The organism is Myxococcus dinghuensis (genome assembly GCF_024198235.1).
GTDB lineage: Bacteria > Myxococcota > Myxococcia > Myxococcales > Myxococcaceae > Myxococcus > Myxococcus dinghuensis.
In genome coordinates this window covers 319131-337347 of record NZ_JAKCFB010000003.1, presented here as the reverse complement: position 1 = coordinate 337347, position 18217 = coordinate 319131, and the positions used below count along the sequence as shown (strand labels likewise).

The 18217-nt window shown below is 67.7% G+C and carries 15 protein-coding genes; 8 read left to right on the top strand and 7 right to left on the bottom strand.

Features of this window, described 5'->3' with window-relative positions; genetic code table 11:
• Window positions 1-6 precede the first annotated feature (6 nt).
• A complete protein-coding gene (locus LZ198_RS06340; protein ID WP_253970972.1) occupies window positions 7-1563 on the top strand; it encodes a hypothetical protein in 1557 nt (518 codons plus the stop codon).
• 343 nt (window positions 1564-1906) lie between these two features.
• Here LZ198_RS06340 and LZ198_RS06335 read toward each other — a convergent pair whose 3' ends face one another.
• Window positions 1907-2818: a hypothetical protein gene (locus tag LZ198_RS06335; RefSeq protein ID WP_253970971.1), complete on the bottom strand. Its 912-nt coding sequence runs from the start codon at window positions 2816-2818 to the stop codon at window positions 1907-1909.
• Between the two features lie 470 nt (window positions 2819-3288).
• On the opposite strand from LZ198_RS06335, the gene LZ198_RS06330 reads away from it, so the two are divergent.
• Together LZ198_RS06330 and LZ198_RS06325 are read left to right on the top strand one after the other, a co-directional pair.
• Window positions 3289-3927, top strand: a complete 639-nt coding sequence (locus tag LZ198_RS06330) for a protein phosphatase 2C domain-containing protein (RefSeq protein ID WP_253970970.1) — start codon at window positions 3289-3291, stop codon at window positions 3925-3927.
• A 146-nt stretch (window positions 3928-4073) separates the two neighbouring features.
• Window positions 4074-5114, top strand: coding sequence for a tachylectin-related carbohydrate-binding protein (locus LZ198_RS06325; RefSeq protein WP_253970969.1), 1041 nt, complete (start codon window positions 4074-4076; stop codon window positions 5112-5114).
• 558 nt (window positions 5115-5672) lie between these two features.
• Here the strand turns inward: LZ198_RS06325 and LZ198_RS06320 are convergent.
• Complete coding sequence (locus LZ198_RS06320; protein WP_253970968.1) at window positions 5673-6122, bottom strand: ester cyclase; 450 nt, start codon at window positions 6120-6122, stop codon at window positions 5673-5675.
• 391 nt (window positions 6123-6513) lie between these two features.
• On the opposite strand from LZ198_RS06320, the gene LZ198_RS06315 reads away from it, so the two are divergent.
• Entirely contained in the window at window positions 6514-6666 is a 153-nt protein-coding gene (locus LZ198_RS06315) for a hypothetical protein (protein WP_253970967.1), read from the top strand.
• Between the two features lie 84 nt (window positions 6667-6750).
• Here LZ198_RS06315 and LZ198_RS06310 read toward each other — a convergent pair whose 3' ends face one another.
• Window positions 6751-7320, bottom strand: a complete 570-nt coding sequence (locus tag LZ198_RS06310) for a hypothetical protein (RefSeq protein WP_253970966.1) — start codon at window positions 7318-7320, stop codon at window positions 6751-6753.
• Window positions 7321-7575: 255 nt separating this feature from the next.
• On the opposite strand from LZ198_RS06310, the gene LZ198_RS06305 reads away from it, so the two are divergent.
• Window positions 7576-8835 carry a hypothetical protein gene (locus LZ198_RS06305; RefSeq protein ID WP_253970965.1) on the top strand — a complete coding sequence of 420 codons (1260 nt, stop codon included), beginning with the start codon at window positions 7576-7578 and terminating at the stop codon, window positions 8833-8835.
• 704 nt (window positions 8836-9539) lie between these two features.
• Here the strand turns inward: LZ198_RS06305 and LZ198_RS06300 are convergent.
• A complete protein-coding gene (locus LZ198_RS06300; RefSeq protein ID WP_253970964.1) occupies window positions 9540-10454 on the bottom strand; it encodes a DMT family transporter in 915 nt (304 codons plus the stop codon).
• 30 nt (window positions 10455-10484) lie between these two features.
• Between LZ198_RS06300 and LZ198_RS06295 the strand changes: the two genes are divergently transcribed.
• Complete coding sequence (locus LZ198_RS06295) at window positions 10485-11408, top strand: LysR substrate-binding domain-containing protein (RefSeq protein ID WP_253970963.1); 924 nt, start codon at window positions 10485-10487, stop codon at window positions 11406-11408.
• A gap of 108 nt (window positions 11409-11516) precedes the next feature.
• On the opposite strand, the gene LZ198_RS06290 is transcribed toward LZ198_RS06295, so the two are convergent.
• Window positions 11517-12395 carry an SDR family oxidoreductase gene (locus LZ198_RS06290; protein ID WP_253970962.1) on the bottom strand — a complete coding sequence of 293 codons (879 nt, stop codon included), beginning with the start codon at window positions 12393-12395 and terminating at the stop codon, window positions 11517-11519.
• Window positions 12396-12495: 100 nt separating this feature from the next.
• Between LZ198_RS06290 and LZ198_RS06285 the strand changes: the two genes are divergently transcribed.
• A complete protein-coding gene (locus LZ198_RS06285) occupies window positions 12496-13320 on the top strand; it encodes a helix-turn-helix transcriptional regulator (protein WP_253970961.1) in 825 nt (274 codons plus the stop codon).
• Between the two features lie 576 nt (window positions 13321-13896).
• Here LZ198_RS06285 and LZ198_RS06280 read toward each other — a convergent pair.
• Window positions 13897-14592 (bottom strand): pirin family protein, encoded by a 696-nt coding sequence (locus LZ198_RS06280; RefSeq protein ID WP_253970960.1) that lies wholly within the window; start codon window positions 14590-14592, stop codon window positions 13897-13899.
• Between the two features lie 294 nt (window positions 14593-14886).
• Between LZ198_RS06280 and LZ198_RS06275 the strand changes: the two genes are divergently transcribed.
• Window positions 14887-15717: a LysR family transcriptional regulator gene (locus tag LZ198_RS06275; protein ID WP_253970959.1), complete on the top strand. Its 831-nt coding sequence runs from the start codon at window positions 14887-14889 to the stop codon at window positions 15715-15717.
• 24 nt (window positions 15718-15741) lie between these two features.
• Here the strand turns inward: LZ198_RS06275 and LZ198_RS06270 are convergent, their stop codons facing one another.
• A complete protein-coding gene (locus LZ198_RS06270) occupies window positions 15742-18096 on the bottom strand; it encodes a glycosyltransferase family 39 protein (protein ID WP_253970958.1) in 2355 nt (784 codons plus the stop codon).
• Window positions 18097-18217: the final 121 nt, after the last annotated feature.

Below are 18217 nucleotides of genomic sequence, written 5' to 3'. Positions count from 1 at the left end.
ACGTGGATGAAGCTCATTGTTCCGCTCCTGTTTGGGGCGCTGGTGGCCTGCTCCGACTCCGACTCGGGGCCGGTGACGGTGACTCCGAAGACCGTCACGGTGAAGGCCGGCGAGAAGACGACCTTCAGCGCCTCGGTGAAGGACGCGAAGGACCCCCGCATCCTCTGGTCCGTGGAGGGAGGAGACTCCCACGGCACCATCAGCAGCGCGGGCATCTACACCGCGCCGGCCCAGGCCGGCACGTACACCGTGGTGGCCACCAACGCGGTGGACACCTCGAAGAAGGACACGGCCACCGTCAAGGTGGAGGCCGTCCAGACGCCGACGGTCATCGTGAAGGTGTCGCCGGAGGTGGTGACCATCGGGCAGGGGACCGTCGCGAACTTCGCGGCGGAGGTCTCCGGTTCCTCCATCACCGCGGTGCAGTGGTCCGTGGAGGGTGGCGACGAGAACGGCACCATCAGCAGCACGGGCCGGTACACGGCGCCGGACAAGGCGGGCACGTTCACCGTGACGGCCACCAGCGTGGCGGATCCGACGAAGACGGGTTCCGCCACCGTCACGGTGGAGCCTGTCGTCGTCGGGGAGGTGCAGGTGGCGGTGAGCCCCTCGTCGGCCAGCACCACCTGGGATGGCACCGTCCAGCTGACCGCTGAGGTCACCGGCACCAACAACCTCGCGGTGCAGTGGTCCGTGGAGGGTGGCGACGAGAACGGCTACGTCAGCAGCACGGGCGTGTACCGCGCGCCGAAGAAGACGGGCACGTTCACCGTGACGGCCACCAGCGTGGCGGACTCGACGAAGAAGGCCTCCGCCTCCATCAAGGTGGACCCTGTCGTCGTCGAGGCGGTGGTGGTGACGGTCTCTCCGAAGACGGGCACGGTGGTGCAGGACGGCTCCTTCGCGCTGTCCGCGCAGGTCACCGGGACCAACATCCTCGCGGTGCAGTGGTCCGTGGAGGGTGGTGACGAGAACGGCACCATCAGCAGCACGGGCGTGTACCGGGCGCCGCGCCGCGCGGGCACGTACACCGTGACGGCCACCAGCGTGGCGGATTCCTCGAAGCACGACTCCGCCGTCATCACCGTGCCCGTTGCCAGCACGGTGAACTACGTGGACCCCACGGGTACGGGCTGGCGCCTGGTTCGCAACGCCAGCCTGTCCTCGGGTGACACGCTGGTGCTGGACCTGGTGGGCCCCACGGGCCAGTCCGGCCGCGGCGCGGACCTGACGCTGGGGCTGGATGCGGCCACCGCGTCCTGGTCCACGGTGGATGGCTCCGAGTACGTGGCCAACGGTGGCTACGACCTCGGCGCCGCGCCCCACCTGTTCAAGTCGGGCGTGAAGGGCACCACGCTGAGCGTGGGCGTGTACCAGAAGGGCGCTCCGGCGCGCGCGTACGACGGCGCGCTGCTGTCCGTGGCGCTGACCGTGACGACCATCGCCGAGACGCCGGCCGGTACCGCGGTTCCGCTGAAGGTCATCAAGGCGCACGCGCTGCCGGCTTCCGGCTCGCTGCAGGCCATCGACGTGGCGGTGGGTACCATCACCACCGCGCAGTAGCCCTGAGCACGAAGCAGTGAGAGCGGCGGCCTTCCTCAGGGAGGGCCGCCGTTTTCATTGGGGCGTCCGACATGGCGCGAGCCCGTCGAGCCCTCGACTCACAGGCCGATGTTCCCGGGGCTCATCTCCGTCCAGCGTTGGAAGGCGCGTCGCAGGGCTCGTGCATCCGAATGGCCTGCTTGATGCCGGCGGTGTCCTGGCGCGGGGACGTGGTAGCTAGGCCGGGGGTTGTCCCGCACATCCGAGCGGGTCCTCGGTGCCTGTCTGACGTGACGCTCATTCGGATGAATATACGGACCGGCGGCGCGATGGGGACTCCGAGCCGTGCCTCCAAGGCGTGGCGCTACGGGGACGACACAATCCTGTTCTCGCGCCCGCGCTCCTCGTAGTCGGGCCAGCCGAAGTGGCCTTCGTACTCCTCGACACCCAGCTCTGCCGTGGCCGAGGCGCGCAGGGCCTCGAACTGGCCGCTGGCGCGCATCTCGAGAAGCGTCGCGACGAGCATCTTCCCCAGGAACTCTTCGAGCCGCGCGTGTGCCTCGGGTGTGCCCCAGGTCTCATCCGCGCGGGCCGCGAGTCTCGCGCCATCGAGGCCCACCAGGGGCGGCCTGTGCTCCTTCACGTCGGCCCACCGAGGGACGAGAAGCTCCGCGAAGCCGAAGTGAGTCATTGCGGTGCCACGTCCCGGCTCGGCCGTCGGGTCGAGATCGAAGCACACGTTCAGCGTCCCGTTGTCGGTGGAGTACATGAGCTCCAGTCGCTGGAGCGGCCGTGTGTCCTGGCGCCGGGCGAAGGCCTTCACTGCCTTGGCGAGGAACTTCGCGACGCGCTGGCGCTCCTTGCCCAAGTCCAACGGGGCGACCTTCTTCTTCGGGGGCAGCTCGACGTAGTACGAGGCGCGGAAGGCACCCTCGGTGCCCTCCCACGGGGCCAGTGCGATGAAGGCCTCGGTCTCGTGGCCCTTCTCGTTCATCAACACCAGGTCACACCAGTATGTTGGCTGCGGATGCAGGCGCTGCGTGCGGAAGATGGACCACCGGGGCTGCACGAAGGGCTTCAGCGTCGCGCTCTTGACGCGAAAGCCGTCCTTGCCGAGTCCGCGGATGAAGCTGTCGTTCTGGCGGGGAGGGCCGGCCTCGGGAAAGTCGGGATGCTCGTGCGCCCGCAGGCCGGACCAGTCACAGGCATCGAACAGCTCGCGCCAGTGCGCCACGAAGGCAATGGCGCCTGGGGGAGGGGGAGGAGAGGACGTCATGCGTTCGCTATACCGCAACGGTTGCGCGGCTTGGGCTCGTCCTCGTGGTCCGGACTCATGTCTTCCGGGGGCGTCTCGTCATCCGGCGAGACGCGTGCACATGACGCGCAACCAGCGGGCCCGGGATGTTGCCAGGTACGGGCTCCGCGAGTCGAAGCCCCGAACCCAACCTGGGGCTGACTCGTCGTTCAGCCTGCGCTTCAAGCGGGGAGCGACGGGGGCCGCATCGCTATTCAGGGCGGCACGTGTGGGGCGTCCCACGAGCCGTCCGTGCCGTTCTACAGGGCGTGGAGTCCTTCAAGGCTCGTCCCAGGGCTGCGCGCGGGCCTGGGACCTACCGGCGGGAGTGTTCGTGTGCATCGAAATGTGGGTCAACAGGCTTGTCGGCAAGGCGTCAGCAGGGGCGTGGGCTGCTGGAGTGGGACGACGTACGGTCGATGGCATGTGAGAGTCGTTACTGAATGCGACCCATGAGCGATTTCGAGACGGCGTGGCATGTGGAACCGGCGGGCGAGGTGGGGGCGGACCGCGTGCTGGTGCTGACGCGAGGGGACGCGACAGTGCTCGTGGTGGCGGATGGGGCGGGGAACTCCCGACGTGGCGTCGAGGCCGCGGAGGCCGTGCTGCGTGGCGTCCAGGACGCCGTGGACGCCGGGGCCGACGTGGAACGTGAGGAGACCTGGCGCGATGTGCTGGTGCGCTGCGATGCGGAGCAGGTGGCCTCGGGACGAGGCGGAGAAACCACCGCCTTGGTCGCCTGTGTCACCCGGCGGCGCGTGGTGGGGGCCAGCGTGGGGGACTCGGAGCTGTGGCTGTTCCACGGAGGCGCATCGACCGCGCTGACGGAGCATCAACACCGCAAGCCCCTGCTCGGCAGTGGGCAGGCGCGGCCCGTCACCTTCGACCTCGCGTGGAGCGGCGGCGTTCTCGTTGGCGGATCCGACGGTTTGTTCAAGTACGTCGACCTCCGTCGCATCCAGGAGCACGCGGGCCTCGCCGACGCAAACGCAGCAGTGCTCACGCTGGCCGCGCTGCCTCGACTCGCGAGTGGCGCGCTCCCGGATGACGTGGCACTCGTCCTTTGCCGCCCGAGCGTTCCAGTCCCTTGACTCCGTCCTGGCTCTCCCGATGTTGTTGAGCCATTCCCATCCCTAACTCTAGGGATTGGCACGTCCCACGCCCCGCTACACAATACATACCGAGGCGGACACGTCACGACGCGTCCTGCCTTCGAATCACTCACCGGGAGTCGTCGATGTTCAAGCGCGCGACCGTACTCGCGATGCTTTGTTGCGCAGGTCTACTCGGCTGTATCGCGTCCTCGGAGGGCGTGGACGAGACAACGAGGGCTGTCGATGACCCAGCACACGAGAGCGACCCACGACAGGAAGCAATCTCTGCCGCGAGCTACAGCAGCAGCTTGATCCGTCTGCTCTACACGGGCAATGGCAGCACACCGGTCGACAGTGGCCTCCCCCACGTCGGACGGATATTCACGGTCCGGACGAATGGCGATCTCGCCTGGTACAGATATACCGGCTACGGCGAGGCGGATCGCTCCGGTTCGCTGGGGTGGGCCCCGAACACCGGCAACCCTATCGGCAATGGGTGGCAGCACGCCTTGCACGTTGTCGGGGGTGGGGATGGGGTCGTCCTCGCGGTTCTGCCTGACGGGCTCCTGCGCTGGTACAAGTACCTCGGCGATGGACAGGCCGACCGGTCCGGGGCCACGGGTTGGCATCCGAACTCGGGAAACGCGATTGGCAACGGCTGGAGCGGGTTCGTGAATCTGTTCGCGATTCCTCGCCAGGGCCGCTCGAAGGCGATTACCCTGTTCGGCGTCGAGCCCAATGGCAATCTTCGCTGGTACCAATACCTTGGGGAAGGGCAGTCCGACCCATCCGGGGCGACGGGTTGGCACCCGAACTCGGGAAACATCGTGGGGAATGGCTGGGCTGCGGGTGTCCAGCGGATCGTCGCCTCCCACGATATCTTCGTGGTGAATACCGACGGCACGCTGCGCTGGTTCCGATACAACGGGACGGGCGTCGCGGACCCGCGGGGGGGCACGGGGTGGCATCCGAACTCAGGCAACCCGATTGGCCGTGGATGGCAGAACTTCCTGCATCTCGCCGCGGGAACCACCGACGTCTCCGGGTTCAGCACGGTGCTCTACGCCGTCGCGCAGAATGGCGACTTGCTCTGGTACCGTTACAATGGCCTCGGCGAGTACGACCCGACCGGCAGTCTCGGGTGGCGGGTGAGGAGTGGCAATCCGATAGGCAATGGCTGGTAGTGGAATCCAGCGTTCCGGTTGTTGGCTCATGCTTCCACATCGCTCCTGTCCTGACACTTGTCGGAGACCGTGAGTCGGGAAACTTCGGGGGCAGATCGGTTCGCTACGAGCTTCTGGGCCTGGCGTGGCGGCGCGCTACCAAAGGCGCGCCGCCAACGACCTTCAATGGTTCTCGTTTGCGGCCACTGTCGAGACTGAAGAGACGTGGCGCCGTCATCCCCAGTGGCTCGATGTGTGCGAACCCGATGGGGATCCGGTCAGGGCGCCGATGCTGTGGCCCGACAGCCGTCACATCGCTGCGAACGGGCCCGGGGGCATCTTCCTCTGGAGGCTGGCAATCGGTGGGGGCACGCGGGTCCTGAGGACGGGTGCCATCCGTCGGAACGGAGAGTCCTCGTGCGGGTCATGGCCTTGTCGCTGGGGGTGTAGCGCCCCAATGGATGAGACATGCGTGTTCTTCGCCGCGGGTGAGGATGGGTGAGGCTCGCCCCGGGATTCGGGCGAGCCTCGGTTCTTCTCAGGAGCACGCCGGCCCAACTACATCGGTGTCGTGCAACGTCAGAGCGCCTTGACGAGCGCGAGCTGCGTCATGGCCATGAGGCCATCGTCCAGGCCGATCTCTTCGACGATCTTGCCGTTGAGTACCTTCAGCACGGTCGTGCCGGTGAAGTGCATCTTGCGGCCGGTCGCGGCGGGAAGGCCGCCGAGCAGGAAGTCCTTGAAGGCGGGCCCGGTATGCGTGCCGCCGCCTTCCCACTGCCCGACGACGTAGTCTCCCTCTGCGATCAGCGCGGCCGTTCCCCAGAAGTTGAGGTCAGGGAACGCCTCGCGGAAATCGGTCATGAACGCCTTGATGTCGGCTCGGCCTCGGCGAGGCGCGTGAAGCGAGTACTTGAGCAGCATGTCCGGCGCGGCGAGCTCGTCCACGACCGCGAGGTTCACGCTCTTCCCCCAGAACTCGGTGAACCAGCGACCAACGACGGCCTTGTTCTCATTCTCTTTGCTCATTTGGAGAGCGTCCTTTCATCGACGTCGAAACGTCATCGAGTTGCTCGGTGACGTGGACAGGAAGTAGTCGAGAGCCGCTTGGTTCGAAATCCGGTTCTTGCTCCTAAAATCACGCGGCCCGGGCGCCGGCTTCATCGAGATTCAGCGGTCATCCTGACTCCGCGAAAGCGATTCCGCGTTCCGGTGAGCGTGGCTATCTTCCCCTGGCGTGCAGCGTGCCTGGGCTTCCGTTCCTTCGACACCGCCGTGTTCTCTGGCCGACCATCCAGTCCTTGGAGGAGGAGCAAGGTCATGAAGGTCAGAATCGCCTACATCGAAGAGCCGCCGTTCTATTGGACCGGGGATGGACATCGCGCTACCGGCGCGGACATCGAACTGGCGGACTCGGGGCATGGCCCTGCGCAACGAGCACCTCTTCGAACTGACGAGCTTGGGGACGCACCTCGTGCGCCCCCGGGTGAAGTGCTTCGGCACGGAGGCCAGCGGAACGCTCAGCCTCCTTCAGACCGGGATCTGGACCCTCGTCGACACCTACGGTGACTGACTCGCAGGGATTGTCGTTGTCGAACCTGCGGGGCGGCAGCTCGACCCAGGGAGGTGTCTCGAGAAGTCCTGGGGCGGAGGAGCTTCAGACTTCCTCGAAGTCTGCTCCCGTGAGCCGGGCGCGCTCCAGGACCAGCTTGATGTGCTCCGAGACGATGAGCGCATCGGACCAGCCCCAGATTCGAAACACCTGGGCGCCGTCGACCTGACTCGGGTCAATCCGCATCCCGACGATGTCGCGGTAGTGACCAAGCTCGTCCGGTCGTCTATCCTCTGGCTTCCAGACCTGTATCGCTTCAGATGCCTTGTCATCGATGCATCGGATGAGTGTCGTGGCCACGAGAACCCGGTACTCATCCCGGCAGCCCTGGATGCTCACGGGCATCAGTTGAACTTCCTGGGGAGAATACTCCTCCAAGAGCGCTGCCATCTTGACGTGGACCACGGGAGTCCTGTCGGCACCCGCCAGATTGAAGTCGCGCCGACGCCCCGTCTCTCGAAGACGAATCCTCAGGCCGACAGGGGCATGCACGGGTCGGCCCGAGGTGAACGCCGTCGGGTCTTCCAGCTCCTGGCCCTGTCCGTCCAACAGGGGTCCCAGGGACCAACCGCCGGCCGGCACAGCTTCCTTGATCCTGAAGTATCGAGTCCGCATCTTCGACGTTCCAGCGACCTCATTCACCTCGCGACAGAAGCTTCCGGAGGTGTGTCGCGGAGTCTGGGCTCCGTAGGCGAGACTGTAAAGCACCCTCGTGATGGCGCCGGGGGCGCTCGAGCTTGGGGCGCGGATGGAGAGACGGTAGCCTGACGCCCCATGAAGGCACTGTGGCCGTTCGTCCTCGCGCCCCTCTTGGTCCTGGCTCCGGCTCTCGAGGCGCGGGCGCAATATGTCGACCGTCCTGGTGAGTGGATGCTCGCCGAGACGGAGACGATTCAGTCCTCCGATGAGGACCTGGTGCTGGTGTCCCAGGCGAACACGCCCTTCGTGCTCATCTCCCGGGAGCTCGACGTGATGGCGGGGGACCTCGTCGTCCTCAAGGGGCAGGTGCTCGCTACGGAGAACCGGCTGGATGGGTCCACGGGGAGGGCCACCGTGTGGCTGGCGAATGGCACATCGCGCGTGTCGCCGCTGCTCTCCAAGGACCTCAAGCGCCGTGGCGGCAACCACCATGGCGGCCTCGAACTGGACGGCTTCCTGCTGGCCGACCGCGACCAGACGCTGGTGCTCCAGCTCTGGGTCAAGACGAACGGGCCGGACATGACCTTCCATCGGTCTTCATACTCCCGCCTGATGTTCGAGCGGTATCGGCCGACCGGCGCCGGCGGCGAGGGCCAGTTGCTGACCACACTGTCGTCGGCGAGGAATGATCGCTCGACGTTCTCCTTCGGCGTCGACGCGCCGTTCTCTCGCGTGAACCTCCTCGAGATGGACCTGGGGCCACGCGCGCTGACGGACCGCGTCTACCTGACGGCGCGGGGGGCGGCGGAAGTCCGCCCCGGCACGGCGTCGATCGACATGTTCGGGACCGAGGTCTTCTTCAACAACCAGCGGCTCTCCGTCCGGACCGAGAATGCCACCCCGGAGAACTATCGACTGACGCAGAACGCGTTCGGCTGGGCGTCGCCGCGCAACGCGGGGGAGGCGCGGTCGTCGGTCATCCAGGCCCAGGTGTATGGCGCGAACGGGCAAGGGCTGCTGACGAATCTCCAGTTCGCGAACCTCCAGGCGCTCGTCTTTTCCAGTGTGGGCCCCGGGCTCCCCCTGGTTCGCGTCCAGCGCCTCTATCCTTCCCGCAACCTGGAGGTCCTGCCGGATGGTGTGGAGGTCTCTCTGGGCGACATCCCGGTGGAGGTGAATCACCGCGCAGTCCTCCGAGTGGCCGCGCAGCTCCAGGGGGAGGGGACGACAGGCTCCGCGCCGATGAGTTGCTATCTACGAATCGAGGTCCTGAAGGATGGCGTCGTCCAGGCCCGCTCGCCCTTCGCCACGCGCTACATCAGCGCGGCCTATCGGGGCATGGCCCTACGCAACGAGCACCTCTTCGAACTGACGAGCCTGGGGACGCACCTCGTGCGCCCCCGGGTGAAGTGCTTCGGCACGGAGGCCAGCGGAACGCTCAGCCTCCTGGAGACCGGGACCTGGACCCTCGTCGACACCTATGGTGACTGACTCGCAGGGATTGTCGTTGTCGAACCTGCGGGGCGGCAGTTCGACCCAAGGGGGTGTCTCGCGAAGTCCTGGGGCGGAGGAGAAGTTACTGCGCTCTTGGCATCCTGAAAGGGTAGCGCATGACCATGAGTTTTGAAGTCCGGTTGATTGATGCCGGCCCGAATTTCCTTCAGGTCGCCGCCAGAATACGGCCCCTCCTTGGAGCGGCCCCCAAACAGGTGTTGGATCTCGTCAGATCGCCACCGATGACCGCGGCCCGGAACCTCTCACGAGAGGATACGAGGTCGCTCATTGCCGAACTGCGAGACCTCGGAGCGACCGTGGAGGGCCGTGTCTGTGAGTGTGGTTGCAACACCTCTCCGGATCATTGAAGCGTAAACGGTCGCGCGCCCCCTTCCTGTCTGGGCCTCCAGATAGGGCACGGTGAGGACTTACGCTTCTTGGGTTCCACGAGAGCGGCGATAGTCACCGCGCTCATGCCGCCGCGATGCTCTTCCTCCTCTGTGAATTGTATGCACCGTTCGAGATGGTGACCCCGTTCCGGTGTCTCACCGATTCGATGTTCCGGGCTCTCGAGACATTGGAGAAGCTGTGCTGGCCGGCCAACGCGGAGGCCGCGGTCGGAGCTCTCCGCGCTGCTCTCCTCGATTCACGGGAGCGCAGAGGGCCGATGATCGTGGATTGGTGATTGAGAAAGCTCTTCTCTATCGACGGGTGGGTGTCACTTCATTCGCGATCTCGTACACCCACGGTTTCCAGAGCTTGAACCCGATGGTGCAGCCTGCGATCAGTAGCAGCCCCATCCCCTGAATCATCGAGAGCGGGTGGTCGTAGAGCGACCAGTCGATCAGGATCGCGACGAGCGGATAGATGAACGTCAGACTCGCGATGGCCGGTGTTCCGAGGCGCGGATAGGCCGCATACATGAGTACGTAGGCGATACCCGTGTGGAGTACGCCGATCCCGGTCAGCCATCCCCATGAGGAAGACGGGACCGAATGGTTCGAGAATGGCGCGAGCAGAATGGCGCCAGTGAGCGTCTGGAAGAGAGCCATCACCTCCGGACGCAGTCGGCCGAGTTGCTTCGCAAGAATCGTCGACACCGCGTAGAGCAGCGCGGCGAGAAGCGTGAGCGCGATGCCAAGGAACCATTGGGGGCCACCCGTCGAGGAATGTCTCACTGCGCCGCTTGCCAGAATGACGCCGATGAAGGCTCCGACGATGAAAGCGATCTGAACGGGCGAGGCCCGCTCGCCCAGGAAGACGACGCCGAGCAGGACGACGAAAAAGGGCTGAATGTGATAGACGATGGTCGTGGTCGCGATCGTCGTCATTCCGAAGCTGGCGAAGAAGGCGATCCAGTTCATCACGATACAGACGCCGACCGTGACGGCCATGACCATGCTCCGCCACGAAAGCGAGCGGTCCGGCAGATAGCCACGAATCAGGCACCACGCTCCGAGGAACAGGCTCCCGAAGGCGCACCGCCAGAACACGACAGTCACCGGGTCCAACCCCGTCTCCGTGACGAATGCGCCGACCGTGCCGAGGAGCCCCATCGCGAGCGCGAGGCTGAGGGGAGGGGAGAGGAACGGTCTGCGGGAGGTCTCGTCGGTCATGGGGCACTTGGCAGGAGAGTCCCGGCCACCTTGCTGCGCCCTCATGGTTCAATCAAACGAATAGAATTGGAGGATTTCCCGCGTTATGTTGATGGCATGGTGCGACATCCGCTGGACCTCGAGCTCTTGCGAACGTTCGTTGCCGTCGCGGAGAGCGGCAATTTCTCCAATGCGGCTCCACGGGTCGGGCGAAGCCAGTCAGCTGTCAGCATGCAGATGCAACGGCTCGAAGAGGAGCTGGGGCGTCCGTTGCTGGTGCGGATGCCGCGCAGCGTCGTTCCGAATGCCGCTGGCAATGATCTGCTCCTCTATGCGCGTCGCCTCTTGAAGCTCTCTGACGAGGCGCGGGCGGTGGTTTCGCGTCCCGAGGACACTGGCACCGTCCGCCTGGGTGTGCCGGACGACTATGCCGCTTTCCTGCTGCCGCCGGTGCTCGCGCGATTCGCGGAAGACCATCCGCACGTGAACGTCGAACTTGTCTGTGAGCCCTCGCGGTTGCTGGTCGCCGCGGTCGAGGAGGGCCGCGTCGATCTGGCGATCGTCACACGACTTCCGTCACAGCCGTTCGAGGTTCTGCGCAAGGAGCAGTTCGTGTGGGTCGCGGCATCGAATCATGTCGCGTGGTCGCAGGACCCGCTGCCAGTGGCGCTCTTCGAGCCGGGATGCGCTGCGCGGATGAACGTCATCAACGCTTTGAGCGCCGCCAATCGTGGCTATCGCAGCACCTATTCGAGCGCCAGCCTCCTCGGCCTTTGCGCCGTGGTGCAAGCCGGGCTGGCGGTGGCGGGCCTTGCCGCTTCGAGTGTGCCGCCGACGCTCAGGGTCGTCGGAAAGGCGGAAGGCTTGCCCGCCTTGGAGCCACTCGACATGAGCCTGATCCGCAGCGCTGCTTCGACGACGGCCGTGGTCTCCCGGCTGGACGACTTCCTCAGAAGGATCCTGAGCGGACCCTGATTCGACTTGGTCACATCCGTGAGGGCAGCTGCGGGGCTGATGGCCCTGTTTCAGAGCGGGCAAGTGGAGTGACACCTTCGCTGACGGGCCGCCGCCGTTCGCGGGGGCTCAATCCTCGCAGTAGCGAGGATCCGCGATGTCCGCCAGCAACGGGGGTCCGTTGGGTTGCCAGCCCAGTGCCGCCCGTGTGCGCTCGCTCGCGGCCGGCATGTCGGCCCCGGCGAAGTCCGCGAACCAGCCGAAATGCTCGCGGCCGCGCGACTCGACCGGCACGCCCAGACGACGGCCGATGGCTCGCGCAATGTCGCGCATGGGGACGCCTTCTTCCGCGATGGCGTGATAGGCGCGCTCACTTACGCCGGTCTCCAACGCCAATCGATACAGCCGACCGGCATCCGACACGTGCACGGCCGGCCAGCGGTTCGAGCCCTCGCCGATGTAGGCCGATACACCCGTCTCGCGCGCCAGTCGGAGCAGGATGGGAATGAAGCCGTGGTCGCCCACTCCATGGACCGAGGGCGCCAGCCGCACCGTGGCCGTGCGGATGCCGCGCTCGGCCAGCGCGATGGCCGTGGTCTCGGAGCGACGCGGATAGTCGGGGTGGGACATGGGCACGTCCGCCTCCGTGGCGACGCGGCCGGGCGCCAGCATCGCCACGCCGGAGGTGACCAGCAGCGGTTTGTCCGTGCCAGCCAGGGCTTCGCCCAGCACTTCGATGGCGCGCTGGTCTTGCCGGGCGTTGTCGGCGAACTTCGAGAAGTCGTGATTGAAGGCCGTGTGGATGACGGCCTCGGACCGTCGAGCCGCGTCGGCCAGGGTGGCCAGGTCGTCCAGGGTGGCGCGCAACACCTGGGCGCCCGTCTGAGCCAGCCTCGCCGCCTTGTCCTCCGAGCGGGCCAGGCCAAGCACCTGGTGCCCGGCCGCCAGCAGCTCCTCGATCACCCGGGAGCCGACCCAGCCGGTGGCACCGGTAACGAATACGCGCATTTGCACCTCCTGTTTCCGTGGGGAGGCGCAGTGTGGGCGGGTTGCTCATCCTGTTAAAGTCGAGAGGTTATCCAGGTATGACCTTCAACAGGATGGGCACATGGGTAAGGAGTCTTCGCTGGGCGCCTTTCTCCGGGAACGGCGTACCCGCCTCGATCCCGCCGCGCTGGGCTATCCGGCTGGTCGGCGACGGACGGCCGGGCTGCGGCGTGAGGAGGTGGCCCAGCGCGCCAACATCAGCCCCACCTGGTACAGCTGGCTGGAGCAGGGGCGCGGGGGCGCGCCTTCGGCGCAGGTGCTGGATCGCCTCGCGCAGGCGCTGCTGCTGACCGACGTCGAGCGCGAGCACTTGTTCCTGCTGGGGTTGGGGCGGCCACCGGAGGTGGAGTATCGGCCCGTCGAAGGCGTCACGCCGCGCTTGCAGCGCGTGCTGGACGCCATGGGCGCTTGCCCGGCGATGGTTCGCACCGCGACCTGGGACATCGTGGCCTGGAATCGCGCCGCGGCGGTCGTGCTGACCGACTACGGCACGCTGCCGCCGGATCGCCGCAACGTGCTGCGCCAGATCTTCCTGAACCCGAGGGCGCGCGAGATCAACTTCGATTGGGAGGCGGTGGCACGGTTCGTCGTCGGCGTGTTTCGCGGCGATGCGGCGCGCGCTGGGGCGGCTCAGAGCGTGCAACCGCTCGTGGATGAACTTTGCCGCGACAGCCCGGAGTTCGCGGCGATGTGGCGCGACAACGATGTGAGGAGTTTCGGCGAAGGTGTGAAGCGGCTGCGCCATCCCGTGTTGGGCACCCTCGCGCTGGAGTATTCGTCTTTCGCGGTGGAGGGCCGACCCGATCTGGCCATGCTGGTCTACATCCCGGTGGATGAGGCAGATGCGGTGACGATCCGCGAGTTGATCGAGGACAAGGCCGAATAGGCGTTGCCGCTTTCTGGTCTCCCACTGGAGCGGCTCGAGCCCGACGACCTGGTCCCGACCCTGCCGTCAGGTCGACCTGCGCGATGGACAACTCGGGCTTGGCCTCGAGCGCACTCTAGCTTGTCGAATGGTGTCCAGAATGTCCGAACCCCTTCACCGCGTGCGACGGACCATCGCCGAGTGGACCGAGGCGCTCGGGCTTCTGGACCACAAGGTCGACTTCTATGGTCAGTGGCTGAGCAGTGGCAGGCGGCCGCCACGGGACTTCGCGGCAACGCCTGGCAGAAAGAGGAGTCTCCCAAGATGAGCAGCATCGACAACAAACGGCTGATGCAGGCCATCTTCGTCGAGCTCGCCAAGGGCAACGGCAAGCCCTTCGTCGAGGCCATGTCCGAGAACTTCAGTTGGACCATCGCCGGCCCGTCGAGGTGGTCGCGTAGCTGGCGGGGCAAGCACGAAGTGATGGAGGGCCTGATTCTGCGTGGAGCCCCTCGGGAGCGCCGCGAAACCGACGCGGCTCCAGGTGGTCCATGGCTTCCTCGCCCTCCGTTGGGCGCCGCTCCGCCTGACACAGGCTCAGGCGAGGTCCAGCCAGAGCACCGCACCCTCGCTGTCGGACGAGACGTGCACCGTCCCGGGTCCGACTTCGAGCCCTTCACCGAGCACGAGGTCGAGAGGAGCCGCGCCGCCAGTCGATGTGACGCGTACGCGAGCGGTCATCGCGAGCAGATACCCTCGGCGCGAGCCTTCGACGGTGAAGCGCTCTTCGTTCCCCACCGCGAGGTCCACCCACCACACGCGGGCATCGGCTCGAAGTGGCATCTGGGGGTCACCCGCGAGCAGGTGGCGTCCTCGTCCGGCAAGCTCCCGTGTGAAGTACGCGGGCACTCCGCCAAGGGTGTGGGGCCTGAACCAGATCTGAAGCATCCGCGTCGGGGTGTCGGTGTCGTTGCCTTCGGCATGGACGATCCCGTTGCGTGCGGAGATCAACTGGGCGGACCTCGGGCCGAGGACGCCGCCGTGCGCCTGGTCGCCGTGATGGGACAGCGAACCTTCGAGCACGACGCTCAGGATCTCCATGTCGCGATGAGGGTGGAGCGGAAAGCGCGAGCGCGGCGCGAACGTCGCGTCAGCGAGCACGAGCGCCGGCCCCAGGTTTCGTCCTTCTCCTGCCCTGGCGCCCACCGTCGCCACGAAGTGATCTCGGAGCGAGAGCCACGACAAGGTGGTGGTGGGCAGGGAGTCGATGGGGCGATGAACGAGATGATGCATGGATGGGTCCCTAGGCCGAGAGCAGCCGACCAACGCGAGGGCGCCGCCCCCGAGGAGCGCGGTGCGTCTGCGCAACGTCACGACTCGAGCCCGGATGGCGCGTCGAACACGTAACGCCATCCCCTTTGGGTCCCCCGTCGCAAGATGTCCGAGAACGCGGCGGGGCTCGGGTCGATGTGACGAAGCGTCTTCATCGGCTTCCTCCTGGGGCCGTCGTCGAGTGGCGGCGCGCGAAACAATAGCCTTCGCCCCGCGCTTGACGATGTTGCTTCTCCGCACAGAGGATGTGCGTCGATGCACATCTCCTGGGATGACCTCCAGACGATCGAGGCGTTGGTGCGAACGGGCAGCGTCGAGGCCGCCGGACGCGAACTGTCGCTTCGGCACTCGTCGGTATCCCGTCGCATCGCGGCGCTCGAGGCGAGGTTCGAGTCGGCGCTGTTCGTGCGTGGCGCGCGGCTCGTGCCGACTCCGCTCGCGGTGCAGATCGCGGCTCGCGCCGGACCCATGCGAACGCAAGCCGCCGAAGTCGAGGGATTGCTGACGACAGAGCAGCGGGAGCGGCAGCGGCGCCTGGTGATTACGGCCAGCGACGTCCTCGCTCCGCTCCTGTTCCTCGCGCTGTCCTCGGTCGCTCCGAACCAATCCGTGGAGGTGCTGGTGAGCGACCAGGAGATGGAGCTGGTGCCGGGGCGTGTCGACCTGGCGCTTCGGCCGAAGCACGACCCGCGTGGCGCGCTCCGCGGACGTCGCCTCGGGCGGTTGCGAATCGGGGTCTATGGCGTCTCCAGTGGGATGACGAACTGGATCCTCCCGAGTCCGGCGCTCCGTGCCAGGACCTCCATGAGGTGGTGGCGACACGTTCCAGAGGATGCACCTGGGGCCGTGTGGTGTGACTCGCTGCTCGGGATCCGTGATGCGTGCCGGGCTGGGCTCGGACGCGCCGCGTTCCCGAGCTTTCTCGCCCACGGAGACCCGCGACTCCGATTGGAGAAGGAGCTCGAAGGGGGACCTCCGCTCTGGCTCCTCGCACCGGCTGCTCGTGAGGTCAGGAAGGAGTTGAAGGAGACCCAGGACGCTCTCTTCCGGGCGCTGCGGGCCGCCGAGGGAGCCTTTGTCGGGTAGCGCGGTGGGCCTGGGCCCAACGGCTCAGGGCGTGGTGCCGGAGCGCGCCTGGGGTGGGGTGGGGGGCGGCGGAATGGGGACACCGGGAGGGGAGAGCCTCGCCAGGTCTCGGACGAACTCCGCGAGTCCGGCGTCCTTCGGGGCGGCGGCGCTCGCGCGCGCGGCCAGGGACTGGGCCAGCTCCAGTCGTCCAGCGCGCAGGTGGTGCTCCGCGGCCAGGGCGAGGACCCCGGGCGAGTCGGGCGCCTGCGCGAGCCTCGTGGCCACGGCGGCCTCCAGGGGGGCGGTGGGGAAGTTGAAGCCGGGCAGGGTCCGCAGGGCACGCGTATAGGCCTGGAGGGCCTCGGTGGAACGCCCCAGCCCCGCGAGCGCGGCGGCGCGCAGGTGCAGGGTGACGGCGAGGTCGGGGATGGTGGCCAGCACCGCGTCGGCGTCCTCCAGCGCGCCCGCGAAGTCGCCCCAGCGCAGGCGCGCGAGGCCTCGCGCGTGTCTCGCGCTCGACACGTCGTGCAGCGAGAACAGCCTCGCCTCCCAGGCCGCGCGCTGTGCCTCCGCCTGACCGGGCAGGGCCTCCGCCGCGGCCACTCCGAAGGCCAGGGCATCCAGGGTGCCACCGCGCCGCGCCAGTGAGTCCTCCGCCGCGTGCAGCGCACCCACCCGGTCTCCCTCCTCGAGCAGGCAGTCGGCCCGCACCAGCGCGGGGTCCAACGAGGTGTCGTAGAGCGCGCCGCGGTAGCCCGCCGCCTCCGCCAGACGCGCGGCCTCCAGCGCCTGGTCGCAGTGGCCCGCCCTGCGCGCCAGCTCCGCGGCGACGTAGAGGTCCAGTGGACTGTCCATCCCGAGTCGCTCCACCGCGATGGCTCCGGAGCGCTCCGCGACGGAGGGCGCCTCGAAGGGGACTCCGCGCACGGCCCGGGCGAGCGCGGTGAAGGGGTTGGCGGCCTGGAGCTGCTCGAAGGCCCGGGTCGCCTCGTCATAGCGCCCGGCGCGCACCGCCGCGTTCAGCACCGCCCCCTGTCCACCCACCGCCTCCGTCCTCGCGAGCATCCGGTCCACGTCCCGCACGAAGGGGAACAGCGTGGGGAGCAGGAGGCACGCCCCCAGCGTGCCCGCCAGGGCCCCCAGCGCGCGAGGCCGTCGCCGCGCCTCGAAGGCCCCCGCCGCGAGCGCGCCGGTGAGCAGCGCCCAGGCGGGCAGGGCGGCGAGCCGGTAGCGGCTCACCACGTAGAAGCCCACGGCGAGCGCAGCGCTCGTGGCGAGGTAGAGCGCGACGAGGCCGATGGGCTGGCGCCGCGCGAGCGCCACGAGCAGCCCCGCCAGTCCGAACAGCCCCAGCACCTGCGCGCTCAGCAGGGGCCACGCGGAGAGCCGCTCGTCGGCCGCGCGCACCTCGGCGATGTCGTGCCCCTCCGGGCCGAAGAGGAAGAAGGCCAGCTTGCGGCCCTGCAACCCCAGGAACGTGCCGGGCTCCTCCAGCGCGAAGTTCAGCGTCTTGCGCATCCAGAACAGCTCGGTGGCGGACGGCGAGAGGTCCGCTCCGGCCTCCGCGCGCGCGAACTGGCGGTAGAGGCTGTGCGCGTGGTCGGGGCGCTCCGCGGAGCGGAACTGGGCCTCGTACTGCTTGACCAGCGTCGGCGCCTGGGCGCCCAGGCCGGTGCCCTCCGGACGGTTGCCCATGTGCAGCACCGCCCCCGCGCTCATCGTCGCCCCCAGGTGCGAGCCCACCGTGGCGCGGATGACCTGGGCGGGAAGCCAGCTCGAGAACAGTCCCGTCGCCACCAGCAGGCCCACCACGCGCAGCCGGCCGCGTGCCGGCGTCCCCCGCGTCTCCCACGCGAGCCACGCTCCGGAGAGCACGAGGATGGCGAGGCCCGTGGGGCGCGTCGCCCCGGACAGGCCGAGCAGGACGCCCGCGCCCACCAGCCACTTCGGCCGGAAGTCCGGCCGTCCCTGGGCCAGGAGCGCGAGCGCGCCGAGGTTCAACACCATCACCAGCAGGTCGGGCTCCAGCGTGGCCTCGTAGACGAGGACGGACGTCGTCGCGGCGACGAGCGCGGCGGCCACCAGGCCCACGGCGCGCGAGAACAGCCGCGCCCCCAGCACGCCCACCGCCGCGAGCCCGAGCGCGCCCGCGAGACTCTGCACCCAGCGCAGGGCACCGGGAGACAGCGCGACGTTGAGCAGCAGATACAACGGGCTGAAGTCCGCGCCCTGCTCGGGGAGCATCCGCCCCGACGTCAGCAGCCGGGCGCTGTCGGGGTACTTGGTGAACATGCTGTCCGGCAGCAGCCACAGGCCCAGCACGACATGCACCACACACACGGCCAGCAGGGCGATGGGGAAGGCCTCTCGCCGGGACAGGAGACGGCTTGTGCTCACGGCCGCGAACCATAGCGGATGTCTCACGCCCGGGGTGTGATGGCCTGCCCGCCCGGTGCGTCCCCCGGGGCCCCACGTCCAGTGCGCGGCGAATCACGCTCATCGGGCGGGCACGGGCAGG